Origin of the sequence: uncultured Roseobacter sp. (assembly GCF_947491795.1) — a bacterium.
Lineage (GTDB): Bacteria > Pseudomonadota > Alphaproteobacteria > Rhodobacterales > Rhodobacteraceae > Roseobacter.
In genome coordinates this window covers 73,207-86,342 of the sequence record NZ_CANLKW010000006.1, presented here as the reverse complement: position 1 = coordinate 86,342, position 13,136 = coordinate 73,207, and the positions used below count along the sequence as shown (strand labels likewise).

General features: G+C 58.0%; 15 protein-coding genes. 9 read left to right on the top strand and 6 right to left on the bottom strand.

The genetic code is table 11. The features are described 5' to 3' along the window. Positions 1–27 precede the first annotated feature (27 nt). Together Q1A34_RS19405 and Q1A34_RS19400 are read left to right on the top strand one after the other, a co-directional pair. Positions 28–1,149, top strand: a complete 1,122-nt coding sequence (locus tag Q1A34_RS19405; RefSeq protein WP_300038460.1) for an acetoin utilization protein AcuC — start codon at positions 28–30, stop codon at positions 1,147–1,149. Between the two features lie 74 nt (positions 1,150–1,223). Next, on the top strand, positions 1,224–1,874 hold the full coding sequence (locus Q1A34_RS19400) for a VPLPA-CTERM sorting domain-containing protein (RefSeq protein ID WP_300038458.1): 651 nt from the start codon (positions 1,224–1,226) through the stop codon (positions 1,872–1,874). A gap of 70 nt (positions 1,875–1,944) precedes the next feature. On the opposite strand, the gene Q1A34_RS19395 is transcribed toward Q1A34_RS19400, so the two are convergent. The 4 genes from Q1A34_RS19395 to Q1A34_RS19380 all read right to left on the bottom strand — a co-directional run bounded on the left by Q1A34_RS19395 (position 1,945) and on the right by Q1A34_RS19380 (position 6,574). Further along, positions 1,945–2,154: a hypothetical protein gene (locus tag Q1A34_RS19395; protein ID WP_300038456.1), complete on the bottom strand. Its 210-nt coding sequence runs from the start codon at positions 2,152–2,154 to the stop codon at positions 1,945–1,947. Between the two features lie 191 nt (positions 2,155–2,345). Beyond that, a complete protein-coding gene (locus Q1A34_RS19390; RefSeq protein ID WP_300038454.1) occupies positions 2,346–3,821 on the bottom strand; it encodes an ABC transporter substrate-binding protein in 1,476 nt (491 codons plus the stop codon). A gap of 177 nt (positions 3,822–3,998) precedes the next feature. After that, positions 3,999–5,273 carry an acetylornithine deacetylase/succinyl-diaminopimelate desuccinylase family protein gene (locus Q1A34_RS19385; protein WP_300038451.1) on the bottom strand — a complete coding sequence of 425 codons (1,275 nt, stop codon included), beginning with the start codon at positions 5,271–5,273 and terminating at the stop codon, positions 3,999–4,001. A 44-nt stretch (positions 5,274–5,317) separates the two neighbouring features. Beyond that, entirely contained in the window at positions 5,318–6,574 is a 1,257-nt protein-coding gene (locus Q1A34_RS19380) for an aminotransferase class V-fold PLP-dependent enzyme (RefSeq protein WP_300038449.1), read from the bottom strand. A 99-nt stretch (positions 6,575–6,673) separates the two neighbouring features. On the opposite strand from Q1A34_RS19380, the gene Q1A34_RS19375 reads away from it, so the two are divergent. The 4 genes from Q1A34_RS19375 to Q1A34_RS19360 all read left to right on the top strand — a co-directional run bounded on the left by Q1A34_RS19375 (position 6,674) and on the right by Q1A34_RS19360 (position 9,215). Beyond that, on the top strand, positions 6,674–7,504 hold the full coding sequence (locus tag Q1A34_RS19375) for a formate/nitrite transporter family protein (RefSeq protein WP_300038447.1): 831 nt from the start codon (positions 6,674–6,676) through the stop codon (positions 7,502–7,504). Positions 7,505–7,567: 63 nt separating this feature from the next. Further along, positions 7,568–7,756: a PLD nuclease N-terminal domain-containing protein gene (locus Q1A34_RS19370; RefSeq protein ID WP_300038445.1), complete on the top strand. Its 189-nt coding sequence runs from the start codon at positions 7,568–7,570 to the stop codon at positions 7,754–7,756. Position 7,757: 1 nt separating this feature from the next. Beyond that, entirely contained in the window at positions 7,758–8,660 is a 903-nt protein-coding gene (locus Q1A34_RS19365; protein WP_300038442.1) for a YihY/virulence factor BrkB family protein, read from the top strand. 57 nt (positions 8,661–8,717) lie between these two features. After that, the gene (locus Q1A34_RS19360; protein WP_300038439.1) at positions 8,718–9,215 is read left to right on the top strand and encodes a DNA starvation/stationary phase protection protein; all 498 of its coding nucleotides are present in this window, start codon (positions 8,718–8,720) and stop codon (positions 9,213–9,215) included. A gap of 55 nt (positions 9,216–9,270) precedes the next feature. On the opposite strand, the gene Q1A34_RS19355 is transcribed toward Q1A34_RS19360, so the two are convergent. Next, complete coding sequence (locus Q1A34_RS19355; RefSeq protein ID WP_300038436.1) at positions 9,271–9,594, bottom strand: hypothetical protein; 324 nt, start codon at positions 9,592–9,594, stop codon at positions 9,271–9,273. A gap of 142 nt (positions 9,595–9,736) precedes the next feature. Further along, complete coding sequence (locus tag Q1A34_RS19350; RefSeq protein ID WP_300038433.1) at positions 9,737–10,546, bottom strand: response regulator; 810 nt, start codon at positions 10,544–10,546, stop codon at positions 9,737–9,739. 110 nt (positions 10,547–10,656) lie between these two features. Between Q1A34_RS19350 and Q1A34_RS19345 the strand changes: the two genes are divergently transcribed. The 3 genes from Q1A34_RS19345 to Q1A34_RS19335 are packed head-to-tail and all read left to right on the top strand — an operon-like array spanning position 10,657 to position 13,096. Then, positions 10,657–10,815 (top strand): NepR family anti-sigma factor, encoded by a 159-nt coding sequence (locus tag Q1A34_RS19345; protein WP_300038430.1) that lies wholly within the window; start codon positions 10,657–10,659, stop codon positions 10,813–10,815. Further along, positions 10,812–11,369 carry an RNA polymerase sigma factor gene (locus Q1A34_RS19340; protein WP_300038427.1) on the top strand — a complete coding sequence of 186 codons (558 nt, stop codon included), beginning with the start codon at positions 10,812–10,814 and terminating at the stop codon, positions 11,367–11,369. The genes Q1A34_RS19345 and Q1A34_RS19340 overlap by 4 nt, the downstream gene beginning before the upstream one ends. Before the next feature lie 2 nt (positions 11,370–11,371). Further along, entirely contained in the window at positions 11,372–13,096 is a 1,725-nt protein-coding gene (locus Q1A34_RS19335) for a histidine kinase dimerization/phosphoacceptor domain -containing protein (protein ID WP_300038424.1), read from the top strand. Positions 13,097–13,136 lie beyond the last annotated feature (40 nt).

The following is a 13,136-nucleotide window of genomic DNA, read 5'->3' as shown; positions in this document are numbered from 1 at the left end:
GTCTGCTCAATGGTTTAGGTCTGGGGCATGGAGATACCACGGTTTATCGGGGCAGAAATTTTCCGTCATTCCAGTTATGGGCGGTGGCACCCGTTGCGGGTGCCGCGTGTGTCGACCGTTATGGATTTGTCTCGTGCCCTCGGCTGGCTGCCGCGCGGGCAGTTCATCACGGCACCCCGTGCGCGGCAAAAGGCGCTGGAGGTCTGGCATACGCCCGCCTATCTGCAAGCCCTGCAGCGGGTCGAGGCAACGCAGGTGGCCACAGAAACCGACACCAGACGTCATGACCTGGGATCTGTCACCAATCCCGTTTACCCCGAAATATTCCGCAGGCCGGCGACGGCCGCCGGTGGCTCGCTGCTGGCGGGCGAGCTGCTGCGCCACGGGGGTGTGATCTACAATCCGCCGGGCGGAACACATCACGGCATGCCGGACCGCGCGAACGGCTTTTGCTATCTGAATGATCCGGTTCTGGCGATGATCAGTCTGCGCCGGAACGGGGCCCGTCGCATCGCCTATGTGGATATCGACGCGCATCATTGCGACGGGGTGGCAGTGGGGTTTCATGGCGATCCGGAGTGCCTGATGATCTCGGTGCATGAAGAAGGCCTCTGGCCCAGAACGGGCCTGCTGGAGGATGATGCCGGTGGACCGGCGATCAATCTGCCCGTGCCCCGGGGTCTGAACGACACGGAGATGGCTTTTGTTCGGGACGCTCTCATCGTGCCAAAGGTCACTGCATTTCGCCCCGATGCCGTTGTGCTGCTCTGCGGTGCCGACGGTGTGGAGGAGGACCCTTTGGCGCATCTGTCTCTGAGCAACAATGCGCACTGGGCCGTTGTGCAGGCTCTGATGGGCCTGGCGCCCCGTTTTCTGGTCCTGGGGGGCGGTGGGTACAATCCCTGGTCGGTTGGACGTCTCTGGACAGGCGTCTGGGCCACGCTGAACGGGCGCGACATTCCGGACAGATTGCCTGCGGATGCAGAAAGTGTTCTGCGCGCCCTGACATTTGACGGAAACCGGCGGGGTAAAAACCCGCCTGAGCATTGGTTCACAACCCTGCGCGACGCACCACGGGACGGACCGATCAGTGATGTGCTGCGCGGGCGGGTCAGCGTGCTCGTACATCGGCCTGCAAAATTCGGATAATTATCTGCAACACCTGAAACTTCCCGGCTTCGCCATCCGTGGTTTGTAAGAATGGCAAGAGTGGGAGCTTGAATGTGAGACAGATTTTTAACAGTGGACTGGTGGCAGCGGTGTTGTTCGCAGCTGCGAGCGCAGTGTCTGCGGCAACAATTGTGGCGCAAAGTGAGGGCGTGCAGAACCCGGATGGGTTTGTCGGTTTCGGCGAGGTCGATATCGCGGATGATGACCGGTTTATAACCGATCAGTTTGAGGACTTTGGCGTGCGGTTTGATCCGGGTGTTTCACTGTTCACGAACAATCCGCGCCGGGCCAATTTCGAGGGTAACTTTTCAGGTAACTTCCGGTTTGGGGACAGCGGCCTCGAGAACCTGAACCCGCTGAGCATTATCTTTACGCAGACGGTTTCTGCCGCAAGCTTTGCGTCGACCAACAACAACAATAATACGACTGTTTTCTCGGCTTTTCTGGGCGATCAGCTGGTCGAACAGTTCACGACGAATGTTGTTCGACCGGGCGTCGCAATCACCAACAATATCTACGGTTTCAGCGGGATCTTTTTTGATCGCATCCAGATGGAAGTCATCAGCGGCAACCGGACAGCCGGTGTGGATTCCATCGCTTTTGACATAGCGCCCGTGCCTCTGCCGGCGTCGCTTCCGGTGATGCTTGTGGGTCTGGGTGGGTTCGCGGTGCTCAGCCGGCGTCGCAGAAAGACACCAGGCTGAAGCTTTGCCGTAACCCGTAGTTTCGGCTGTCTGGCCTGCTGCACCTTTGCCGTGCAGCGGGCCTTTCGCGTCAGACGGGCATGTTGTCGAACATCTCGTCCTGAGCTTCTTCCATCAGCATGTGGTTGATCCGGCGCAGCTTTGCCGGGACGGATCTGCCCCGTGACATCAGCGTGGCGACCACGCGCGCCACCTGTGGCTGCAGTCGCAGCCGCTCATCCGGATCTGCGGTTTCGATCTGGTCCTGTAACCTTGAAATGCGCACTTCGAGGTCGTCCATTCCTTTTTCCTCCCGAAAAAGAGTGTGAGTGTCCGACGAAACTACACCTTCAGGTAGAAAGAGTCACTGAAATCGCTCTGATTTGCCTGTTTTTCAGTCACGGTAACCAATTTGCGCAGTTATTGAGCATAGCGGTTTCAAATAGCCCCAAACCTGCGCAAATTGTTAACCAGTGTGAACGGATGCTCCTGTTACTCCGCCCAGCTCACCGCCGTCAGATCGGTTGCCTGAGTCGGTGCATTTGCCCAAAGGCCCTGCAGTTCCGCCCGTGCAACAGATGTATTGGCCAGCTGGAACAGGTAGCCGTTCACATAGTCGTCCGCGATGATCTGCTGCGCCTGACCCATCATGTCCATGCGCATATCAGGATCGGTGGTGCTGTTCAGTTTGGTGATCAGATCCTGGAACGCGGGGTTGTCATACTGGAAATAATAGTCGGGGTTGGCGTAGATGCCGATATCCATCGGTTCTGTATGGCTTACGATTGTCAGCCCAAAGTCTTTTCCGCGAAACACCGATTCCAGCCACTGCGCCCATTCGACATTGTTGATCTTTGCTGTGATCCCCACCTCTGCGAGCTGGGCGGCGATGATCTCACCACCGCGCCGCGCATAGGATGGGGGTGGAAGATAGAGTGTCGTCTCAAACCCATCCGCCAGACCGGCCTCTTTCAGCAGAGCCTTTGCCTTTTCCGGATCGTGGGCGGACTGGCCGGTCAGATCAACATAGGCCGGGTTGTGCGGTGCAAAATGCGTGCCGATCGGGGTGCCATAGCCGAACATCGCGCCATCGATAATCGCCTGACGGTCGATTGCATGGGCGACGGCCTGGCGAACAAGCGGATTATCAAAGGGCGGCATCTTGTTGTTCGTGCTCAGGATCGTCTCGCCCTCGGTGGAGCCGACAAGGACCTGAAAGCGCGGGTCCGCCTCGAACTGCGGCAGATTTTCCGGTGCAGGGAAGGCAGAGAAGTAATCCACGTCCTCGGCCATTACGGCTGCAAAGGCGGCCGTGGGATCGGAAATGAACTTGAACGTCGCGGCCTCAAGAACTGCAGCTGTGCCCCAGTAGTCGTCGTTGCGTGTCAGCTCGATGCGGTCTGACTGGACCCATTCAACAAATCTGAATGCTCCGGTGCCAATGGGCTGTTGCTTGATGTTGTCGATGCTTTCGGGCGCGACAATGACAGCATCGCCCCAGGCGAGGTTGAAAAGCATGTTTCCGTTAGGCTCAGACAGTGTCAGCCGGACAGTCAGCGGATCGATGACCTCGACACCCGAGATCGCGGCATAGAGCGCTTTTTGTGCATTCGCACTGTCCTCGGCCAGAATGCGGTCCAGCGAAAACTTCACGTCCTCTGCGTCCATTGTGGTGCCGTCGTGAAAGGTCACACCGTCACGCAGAGTGAACGTATATGTGAGCCCGTCGTCCGAAATCTCCCAGGAGGACGCCAGTCCGGGCACGACAGAGCCGTCGGCCATGAAACGCGTCAGCCCCTCGAACACGTTCGAATAGAGCACACTGTCGATGGCGCCGGCGGCAGCCGAGGTCGGGTCCAGATGCGGCGGTTCAAGCTGGAGTGCTACGGTAATGTCCGTTTGGGCCTGTGCACTCAGTCCTGCGCCGGCAAGAGCAATGGCAAAAAGGCTTGTTCGTATCGTCTGCATGAGGATCCCCCGTCTGCTGTGGCTGGAGCGAGTGTTCCAACAAACATGACGTCATTCAAGGCCTGGATTGTGTGAGCGGGCGCAGAATTCCGCCCGACCGGGGTAATTGACGGTAAAACCCTGCGTCACCAGGGGCCTGATCGCCCGTGCGGCACCTGCCCGGCAAAGAGTGATCGCTTACGCCGTCAACAACGTCTGAAGCGCGCGCCCCATAACCTGGGCACTGTCCAGCATGTCGTCTATTCCGACCCATTCGTCCGGCTTGTGCGCCAGCTCGAGAATACCGGGCCCATAAGCAATGCAGTTTTTAAGCCGCCCTATCCTGTCGATATGTTTCTGATCATAGGTGCCCGGCGAGGCCACGTAATCCGGCGGTTTGCCCATGACATCCTCTATCGCGCGGGCCACTGTCTGCACGATGGGCGCGTCGCGGTCCGTCATGCTGGGCAATACGGAATTCAGCTCTGTCAGTTCATAGTCAAAGTCAGCGCGGGTGGCTTTCAGCCCTTCCAGCAGCGCGGTTATCTCACCGCGCACCTCTTCGAGCGGTTCTTCGGCCAGAAAGCGGCGATCTATCACGATGCGGCATCTGTCCGGCACGCAATGCGCGGGCAGGCCGGTGAAATCCTCATCCTGTTCGGGCTGGCCGCCATGTATGGAGTTGATGTTCATGGTGGACTGGCGCGCGCCCTCCGGCACGACGGGCATATCGGTGCGCCGCGCGGCCATCGCAGGAAACAGCTTGTCCTCAAATTCGGACAGTACGGCCCCCATGTGGCGCACAGCGCAGTCCCCGAGAAAGGGCATGGAACCATGTGCAATCTCGCCCCTGGTTTCAATCTCGGCCCACCAGCCCCCACGGTGGCCAAGACAGATCCGGTCTTTGTTCAGCGGTTCGGGGATGATCACGTGCTGAACGCGCGCAGGGTCAAAAAAGCCTTTCCCGGCCAGATAGGCCACACCGCCATATCCGCCCGATTCCTCGTCGGCGGTGCCGGAAATCTCGATATGCCCGGCATAGTCTGGATGGATTTCGACAAAGGCTTCGGCGGCGATGATGGATGCCGCCAGCCCGCCCTTCATATCGCAGGCGCCCCGGCCATAGATTTTACCGTCACTGACGTCGCCGCCAAAGGGATCGCGCGTCCAGCCGTGTCCCACCTCAACCACATCAGTGTGGCTGTTGAAATGCACACACTCCCCGCTCCGGGCACCGGAATGCCGTGCCACGATGTTCCAGCGCGGGTACCTGTCACTGTCGCCAGGGGTTCCGGTGGCGCGGATCAGCGATGTTTCAAACCCGCTTTTCTGCAGCCGGGTGTCCAGATATTCGCAGATCAGCCGGTAGTCCTGCCCCGGAGGATTCAGCGTCGGAATGCGGATAAGGTCCTGCGTCAGCGCGATCAGATCGTCCCGCCGCGCTGCGATAGCCTGTGACAAAGGTGAATTCATACGCGCAGTTTTCAGCGCCACGCAGAGAATGGCAAGAGCGGGTTTTAGTCTGCCGCGATCTCTTTCATAGCCGTCAGCAGGGCCGTGACCTCAGCCAGGGAATTGTAGTGGCAAAGCGAGACGCGGACAGCTGTTTCCAGACCCAGCGGCGTCAGGATGTTCCCTGAATAATGATCTGCCTTGCGGATATGGGTCCGGATGCCCTGATCATTCAGCCTGCTGACAATATCCGCTGCGGGCACATGGTCGAGCGCAAAGCAGACGAGGCCCTCGCGGTGCGGGTTATCGGTGCCACCGATGATTGTAACACCCGGCAGTTCGGACAGACCGGGCAGGTTGCCAGTGCCATGCAGCATGGCGTTTGTCAGGGCCTGCTCATGTGCGTGGATGGCCTGGCCCGCGGCTTCGATCCGGGTGCGGCGATCATCGCTGTCGTTGTGGGCGGCCCCCAGCCAGTCAAAGTACGACACGACGTCAGAGAATGTGGCGTAGGCGCCGGTATCCCGCGTGCCCATTTCCCAGTTAGCGCGGGGCCCATTGTCAAGCTGCTCCAGCGGCAGGGCCGTCATCCGGTCAGAGACCCAGGCGACACCATAGCCATGACGCGAGAAGACCTTGTAAGGCGAGACAACATATCCGTCGATGTCATATCCGGCGATGTCGATACGGCCGTGACTGGCATGCTGAATGCCATCGACAAAAACGAAAGCCTGTGGGCTGACCGCGCGAATTGCAGCTGTGATGGCTGCCACATCATTGGCAATTCCGGTGACCGGAGAGGTGTGAAGGATTGTGGCAACGCGCACATCCGGCGTCATCAGCCGGGCATAGGCCCCGGGCGTCACTGCACCTGTCGCATTGTCATGGGGGACAGAGATGTAGCGTTTGCCGGCCTTTTCTGCCCAGTGCCGCGCCGCTGAGCGGGACGCGGGGTGTTCCACTGTTGATCCAATGACCGCTCCGCCATCCGGCGCGCCCATGACAGCGGTTCGGATCAGCCGGAATGTCAGTTCCGTCCCGCTTTCACCGACAAAAAACTGACCGCCAGGCGCGTTAAAAAAAACAGCCATATCGTCTTTCGCACGCCGGATCACTTCCATCAGCGCGTGCGCTGCCGGGTTATCGCGGCCCTGGTTGTCAGGGATCGCCGCGAATGTCGCCGAGGTTTCAACGGCCGTTTGCAGTGTCAGCGCGCCACCGGCGTTTTCAAAAAAGATGCGCGGTCCCTGAAACGGGCATGCCTCCACATGAGCAAACCGCCCCCGGATTTCCGACATCAGATCAGGGTTAAAAGCAGTCATTCCGGAAATCCTGTGTAGAATTGTTCCGGAACTTCTTGGGCGCACGACACGTTGGGTGTCAAGCGATGCCCGCCAATTGCGGGCGCGAAAGGAGAAAGAATGAACACGGCGACGCATAGCGACACAGAAAAAAAAGAAGAAGAAAACAAGGTTCGCGAAGCCGGAGCGATCGCGCCCAAGCTGATTTATGAAATCATCCGGCGCGAAGGCGAAGAAGAAATGTCGCGGCCAAAGCGATCACTGGTCTGGTCCGGCATTGCAGCAGGGGTGATGATCAGCCTGTCCGTTCTGGGCGAGGCCATTTTCCGCACGTATCTGCCTGATGCACCCTCGTCCTACATTATTGAAAACGCTGGCTATTCCTTGGGTTTCCTCGCTGTTATTCTTGGACGGATGCAGCTTTTCACTGAAAACACGATCACGACTGTGCTGCCGGTAATGGTGTCGCGCAGCTGGGGATCACTTCTGGCCATGCTCCGGCTCTGGGGCATTGTTCTCGCGGCGAATGTCGTGGGTGCTTTTGCGGTCGCCAGCCTGTTTGTGTTCACGCCCGCCATCGCGCCTGAGATTATGCAGTCGGTCGTTGACCTGTCTCACCATGCCACGGGCATGGGAGCCCAGATGGGCTTCTGGCGCGCCATTCCGGCCGGGGTCATTGTTGCCCTGATCGTGTGGATGCTGCCCCAGGCGGACGGTGCAGGCTTTCTGCTCATCCTGACCTTCACATGGCTGATCGCTGCCGGTGACTTTACGCACATTGTCGCCGGGTCCGTCGAGATGGCAGTGCTTATCCTGATGGGTGACCTGCTGCCCTCTGCCGCGATCAGTACCTTTTTCCTGCCTGTACTGGCCGGCAACATCATCGGCGGCACGGTCATTTTTACTCTAATGGCCTGGGGACAGGTGCGGGATGAATTGCCCGCTGCCTGACATTTTTGGAACTTTCGACAAGACTTCCGAGTTGTATCCGTGAACTGAAAAGGAGAAGTTACAATGGAATATGCAGGTGTAGGCGGATTTATCCTGTTGGCGCTCAATGTTTGGGCTATCATCTCGGTGATCGGATCTTCTGCAACCACAGGACGCAAAGTGATATGGACGCTTCTCATTCTGGTCCTGCCGCTCATTGGCTTTGTCGTCTGGTTCCTTGCCGGCCCGCGCTCGGTGCGGTCCGCCGTCTGACATGATTGCGCCACTGCGCTATCCACTGGCGACCTACAGGGCAGCCGCTTTCGCCGCCTTCGGACAGGTCGGAAGAAACAACATCAGCCTGATTGCGGCTGGTGTTGCTTTTTTTTCGATGCTGTCCCTTTTTCCGGCGCTCGCCGCTCTGATCGCCGTTCTGAGCCTGATTGCAGACCCGGCAGTTGTGGTCATGCAACTTGAGCAGTTCAAAGGGCTGATGCCCGCCGATGTTTATGACATCCTGAATGCGCAGATCGTGGGCCTGGTCAGTACCAGCTCGGACAAACTCGGCTGGGCGGGCGGCATTTCATTGTTTCTGGCGCTCTGGTCGGCGCGTGCCGGAACCGGCGCGGTGATGCAGGGCCTGAATGCGGTGTACGGAAAAGAGGGCAGGGCAACCTGGCGCCATTATGTGCGGGCTTTGTTTCTCACCGTCAGCCTCGTTTCGGTCGGTGTTGTCGCATTGTTGATGGTCGTGGTTGTTCCTGTGGCTCTGGCGTTTCTACCTCTGGGGCCGGTGGCAGGATTTACGTTGCAGGTGCTGCGGTGGACCATTGCCCTTGCAGTAATTTTTGCAGGCATCGGACTGCTTTATCGCTATGGGCCCAACCGGTCGGGTATCCCCATCGGCTGGGTGACCCCGGGCGCTGTTTTTTCTGTTCTGGCATGGGCTGCAGTCTCGATTACTTTTTCGTATTATGTCTCGCACTTCGGCAATTATAACGAAGTTTACGGCTCGATCGGGGCTGTGATTGCGATGCTTGTCTGGCTCTGGATCAGTACGTTCATTGTTCTGGTGGGTGCCGCTTTGAATGCAGAACTGGAACTGCGCCGGGAGGCGGCGCTCCAGGGCCCGCCGGCGCCGGAACCTGTAGAAACAGACAACATTTCCGAGGAATAATCAGGAACCCTGTGCGGTCTCACGCGTTGATCCGGTGAACCAATACAGGAGATTGATATGACAAGCGCATTGAACGTAGTGCCCGAATCCACCGACGTCAGCACCGGTGTCCGCGACACCGAAGCCATGGCGCAGGGTCTCGAGAATATGCTGGCGGACACATACCGTCTGATTTTCAAAACACATGCTGTTCACTGGAATGTCGAAGGACCGATGTTCTTTGCCGTGCATAATCTGACGGAAGAGCAGTACCAGGATCTTTTTGAAGCGGCCGATGAGATCGCTGAGCGCATCCGCTCTCTGGGGCAGCTCGCGCCCTCGACGCTCTCGGCAATTGTTGCCAACTCGGTTGTTCAGGACGATGAAAAACCAGCCTCTGCCGGCGAGATGTGTCAGAGCCTCGCTGCAGATCACGAGCGTATTGCGCACCGCATGCACGCGCTCATCCGCATTGCCGGAGAGCATGGTGATCCGGTGACAGAGGATCTGGCCGTCGCGCGGGCCACATTTCACGAGAAAGCAGCGTGGATGCTGCGGTCTGTTTCCAAAAGCTGACCGGAAACCGGATGTAAACAAAGGGACCCCGCTGCAAGGCGGGGTTTTTTTATGCTCAGACGGGCGTGCAAAGGCCCGGAGCTTTGAGGGTATAGATGACCCAGTGATCGCGCAGCAATGTACGTTTTGAAATGCAGACCTGGTTGCCGGGCGTTGCGGCCAACTGGTCTTCTGATGTGCGAATTCTGTGATGACGACCATCCAGATCAACGGTTACAAACCGTTCTGCCAGATCTCTGCCCGGAACCTGTTGTACATCAACAACCGGTGCTGACCGGTACTCAACCTTGTGCGCGGGAACGGAAGAGACTGCGGGAACAACGGTCACCACGCTTGCCAGAACGGTCACCGAAAAAATCCGACGGATAAGCCTTCTCATTCTGGATCCTGTCATGGCAACACCTCGCTCAGTACCACCCTGTCAGGCAGCTCTGAAAAATTGGTTAATCACCAAAACAGGCGTAATTATGATTAAAAAGTGGTGCAGCCCCGCAAGGCTGCACACCGGGGCCGCTGATCCGTCAGGTATGCAGCGTTTCAGTGCTGGAAAAGAACATCGCCTGGCTCACGGCAGAAACGACCTGATCTTCTGTATATGGCTTTGAGATCAGGAACGCAGGCTCATGTTTGTCTCCGGTCAGCAGGCGTTCCGGGAAAGCAGTGATGAATATCACAGGTCTGTCGCCGAGGCTTGCAATCAGATCGTTGACGGCGTCGATACCCGAAGAGTTATCCGCCAGCTGAATATCAGCGAGGATAAGATCGGGCGTTTCGCTTGCGCCGAGTGTCGCAGCCTCGTCGCGGGTTCTGGCCACCCCGGTCACCCGGTGACCCATTTCCGAGACGATGTTCTCAAGATCCATGGCGATGATGGCCTCGTCTTCGATGATCATGACCGAGCCGGACACCACAGAGGCCATCTCGCGCCGCGCGATGCTCACCAGCTCTTCGGCCTCTGCCTGGGTCACATCGATGATCTGTGCAATCTCTCCAAAGGCAAACCCTTCGATGGTGTGCAGAAGAAGCGCTTCGCGGCTGTCTTCGGTGAGCCGCGCGAGGTGTTTCTGCGCCCGTGCTTTGAGCCCGCTTTCCCCGGTTTCCACGGGCGCACCTGCGGAGGCCCAGATGCGGTAGAGCACCCGGAAAACACCTGTTTTGACATCAAACCCGGAGAGTACCGAGCGGTCTGCCAGAATAGCTTCCAGCGCGGCGGCTGCAAACCGGTCTCCGCTGGACTGACTGCCGGTCATCGCACGTGCAAAACGGCGCAGGTATGGCAGAACCTCACCAAGTTTCTCGCTGATGTCTGTTGGCGCAGAGGCATCGGTCATTCCAGGATTTCCTTTTTTCTGATATTTGTCGGAACCAAACGTGGAACTGTGCGTTTTGTTCCAGACAAAATGACATGTGCATGTCCCTTTTCCAGGAGAGCTGTCTCTTTATGGCCCAGTCCGGCACTGATCGTAAGCGCGAAAGCGTCATCGATGAAAATCTCAGACGCGTTTACGACGAAGCGCTTGAGGAAGGTATTCCTGATCGTTTCACCGACCTGCTGAAGGCGTTGAAAGAACAGGATCAGGCGAAGGACAAAGAAAAATGAGCACGCCGGACCCGCGTGATGAGCTGGTGGAACACCTGCCGGCGATGCGTGCCTTTGCGATCAGTCTGACGCGCAACGGGGCGACCGCAGATGATATGGTGCAGGACACAGTCGTGAAAGCCTGGACAAATATGGACAAGTTTCAGGAGGGCACCAATATGCGTGCCTGGCTGTTTACCATTCTGCGCAACACTTACTATTCGTCCCGTCGCAAAGCGCGGCGCGAGGTTGCCGATGTGGATGGTGTACACACCGAAGCGCTGGCAGAGAAACCCGCGCACGACGGTCGTCTGCAGATGACGGATTTCCGCGATGCTTTTGCGCAGCTCAGTGATGAGCAGCGCGAGGCGCTGTTGCTCGTCGGTGCCTCTGGATTTTCATATGAAGATGCCGCAGAGATGTGCGGGGTTGCCATCGGTACGATCAAAAGCCGGACCAACCGGGCCCGCCAGCGGCTGGCAGAGCTGATGCATCTGAACGAGGATGAAGCGCTGGAGCTGACGGACGAGGCGACAATGTCGGTGATCTCTGCCTCAAAGGCGGCCTCTTTCTGATCATGACCGGCGGGTTTCTGAGTGAAAACATTTTTCGCGGCCTCGCGTTCAGGATCCTTTTGTTTCTGTCGCTGGCATTGCTGCCCTTTGGTGTGATCGCGATTGTGCAGACCCAGGAAATCGCCCGGCAGGCAGAACGCAGTGCGGAGTTGTCGCTGCTGGGCCTGACTGAACAGTCTTCCAGCGCTGAGCGGACGATCATCCAGCAGGCATTTGGCACGGCAGAGGCGTTGGCCTCGGTCATCCGTGTGGCCATTGACGACCCCGAAACCTGCAATCGGTTTTTGCGGCGCTATCAGCAGGATGCGGAACATTTTTCGCTGGTAGGATTGCTGTCCGCTGATGGTGCCATGCGCTGCTCATCGGCGCGGGCGGGCGACAGTTTCCGGGACACTGCGGTTTTCCAGTCATTGCCGCAGGAGCCAGTCCGCACGATCACGCGGCACGAAGCCGGACCAATGACGCAGGAAACCGTTCTTGTACTTTTCGAGCCATTTTACTCAAACGACCGCTTTGTCGGCTGGATCACGCTGTCCATTCCAGTTTCCCGCATCCGATCATCGCAGGGACCACCTTTGCCCCTGTCGCCGTTTGATCTGGTGATATTCAACGCATCGGGAGAGGTTTTCCTGTCGGACCAGGGCCAGAAGTCCTCGGCACTCAATCTGCCGCAAAACCGCAGCCTTGCCACGCTGATCGGGGAAAAGCCCGTTGTTTTTTCTGATGTGAACCGACGCGATACAGAAAGCGTTTATGCTGTCGTGCCGATCATTCCGGGTGTCGCATATTCCATGAGCATCTGGCAGCATGACGATGTTCTGCAAAGCGCGGACCAGACCGGCCGGTTGAGCATTTTCCTGCCCGTTCTGATGTGGCTGGCGAGCCTGGTGGTTGCATTCTGGTCGCTCAATCGCCTCGCGGTGCGTCACATCAGCAAGCTGGGCAGGCAGATGCGGCTCTTTGCGTTCAACCGTGCACTGCCGCGCAAGACGATGGGGGATGATGTCCCGCTGGAACTGCAGGAAATTCAGGGGACCTTTGTCAGCATGGCGGAATCGATCATCCGCGACGAGGCCGCGCTCGAAGACAATATCCGCGACAAGAATATCCTGCTCAAAGAAGTGCACCACCGGGTGAAAAACAATCTGCAGCTGATATCGTCAATTATGAACCTGCAGATCCGCCGGGCTCGGTCCGAGGACGCACGTGATGTGCTGCGCCGCCTGCAGGATCGCATTCTCAGCCTCGCGACCGTGCACAAGAACCTCTATCAGTCCGATGCGCTGGACCGGGCGGATGCTGGCCTGCTCCTGCGTGAGATCGTAGGTCAGTTGCTGGTGATTGGCCTGCCCGCAGGATCCGGTGTGGAGGTCACCCAGGACTATGATGCGGTACACATGGATGCAGATGATGCAGCACCTCTGACGCTGCTGGTGTCCGAGGCTGTGACGAATGCTATGAAATACATCGGTGCACCTGGCACGGATCATGCTGCCACGCTGGCGGTGTCGCTGAAACAAACCGAACCGGAAACAGCAGTCTTTTCGATATCCAACAGCACATCAGGAGCACATGGGTCAGAGGGAACAGGTCTTGGCTCCCAGCTGATCAATGCGTTTGCCCGGCAGCTGAACGGTCATGTTGAGGTCTGTTTCGAGGATAATATCCACCGTCTTGAACTGACATTCCCGGTCCGGCACCGCGATCCGGGAATACGGGATTATTAACCTTTATTTGCTATGCGATCCTGCGGGCGGAACTTTTTGC

Excerpts from the sequence above, each read along its gene's own strand:
- Q1A34_RS19405 (WP_300038460.1), top strand. The coding sequence starts at position 28 with ATGGAGATACCACGGTTTATCGGGGCAGAAATTTTCCGTCATTCCAGT.
- Q1A34_RS19395 (WP_300038456.1), bottom strand. The coding sequence starts at position 2,154 with ATGGACGACCTCGAAGTGCGCATTTCAAGGTTACAGGACCAGATCGAA.
- Q1A34_RS19390 (WP_300038454.1), bottom strand. The coding sequence starts at position 3,821 with ATGCAGACGATACGAACAAGCCTTTTTGCCATTGCTCTTGCCGGCGCA.
- Q1A34_RS19385 (WP_300038451.1), bottom strand. The coding sequence starts at position 5,273 with ATGAATTCACCTTTGTCACAGGCTATCGCAGCGCGGCGGGACGATCTG.
- Q1A34_RS19380 (WP_300038449.1), bottom strand. The coding sequence starts at position 6,574 with ATGACTGCTTTTAACCCTGATCTGATGTCGGAAATCCGGGGGCGGTTT.
- Q1A34_RS19375 (WP_300038447.1), top strand. The coding sequence starts at position 6,674 with ATGAACACGGCGACGCATAGCGACACAGAAAAAAAAGAAGAAGAAAAC.
- Q1A34_RS19370 (WP_300038445.1), top strand. The coding sequence starts at position 7,568 with ATGGAATATGCAGGTGTAGGCGGATTTATCCTGTTGGCGCTCAATGTT.
- Q1A34_RS19365 (WP_300038442.1), top strand. The coding sequence starts at position 7,758 with ATGATTGCGCCACTGCGCTATCCACTGGCGACCTACAGGGCAGCCGCT.
- Q1A34_RS19360 (WP_300038439.1), top strand. The coding sequence starts at position 8,718 with ATGACAAGCGCATTGAACGTAGTGCCCGAATCCACCGACGTCAGCACC.
- Q1A34_RS19355 (WP_300038436.1), bottom strand. The coding sequence starts at position 9,594 with ATGAGAAGGCTTATCCGTCGGATTTTTTCGGTGACCGTTCTGGCAAGC.
- Q1A34_RS19350 (WP_300038433.1), bottom strand. The coding sequence starts at position 10,546 with ATGACCGATGCCTCTGCGCCAACAGACATCAGCGAGAAACTTGGTGAG.
- Q1A34_RS19345 (WP_300038430.1), top strand. The coding sequence starts at position 10,657 with ATGGCCCAGTCCGGCACTGATCGTAAGCGCGAAAGCGTCATCGATGAA.
- Q1A34_RS19340 (WP_300038427.1), top strand. The coding sequence starts at position 10,812 with ATGAGCACGCCGGACCCGCGTGATGAGCTGGTGGAACACCTGCCGGCG.
- Q1A34_RS19335 (WP_300038424.1), top strand. The coding sequence starts at position 11,372 with ATGACCGGCGGGTTTCTGAGTGAAAACATTTTTCGCGGCCTCGCGTTC.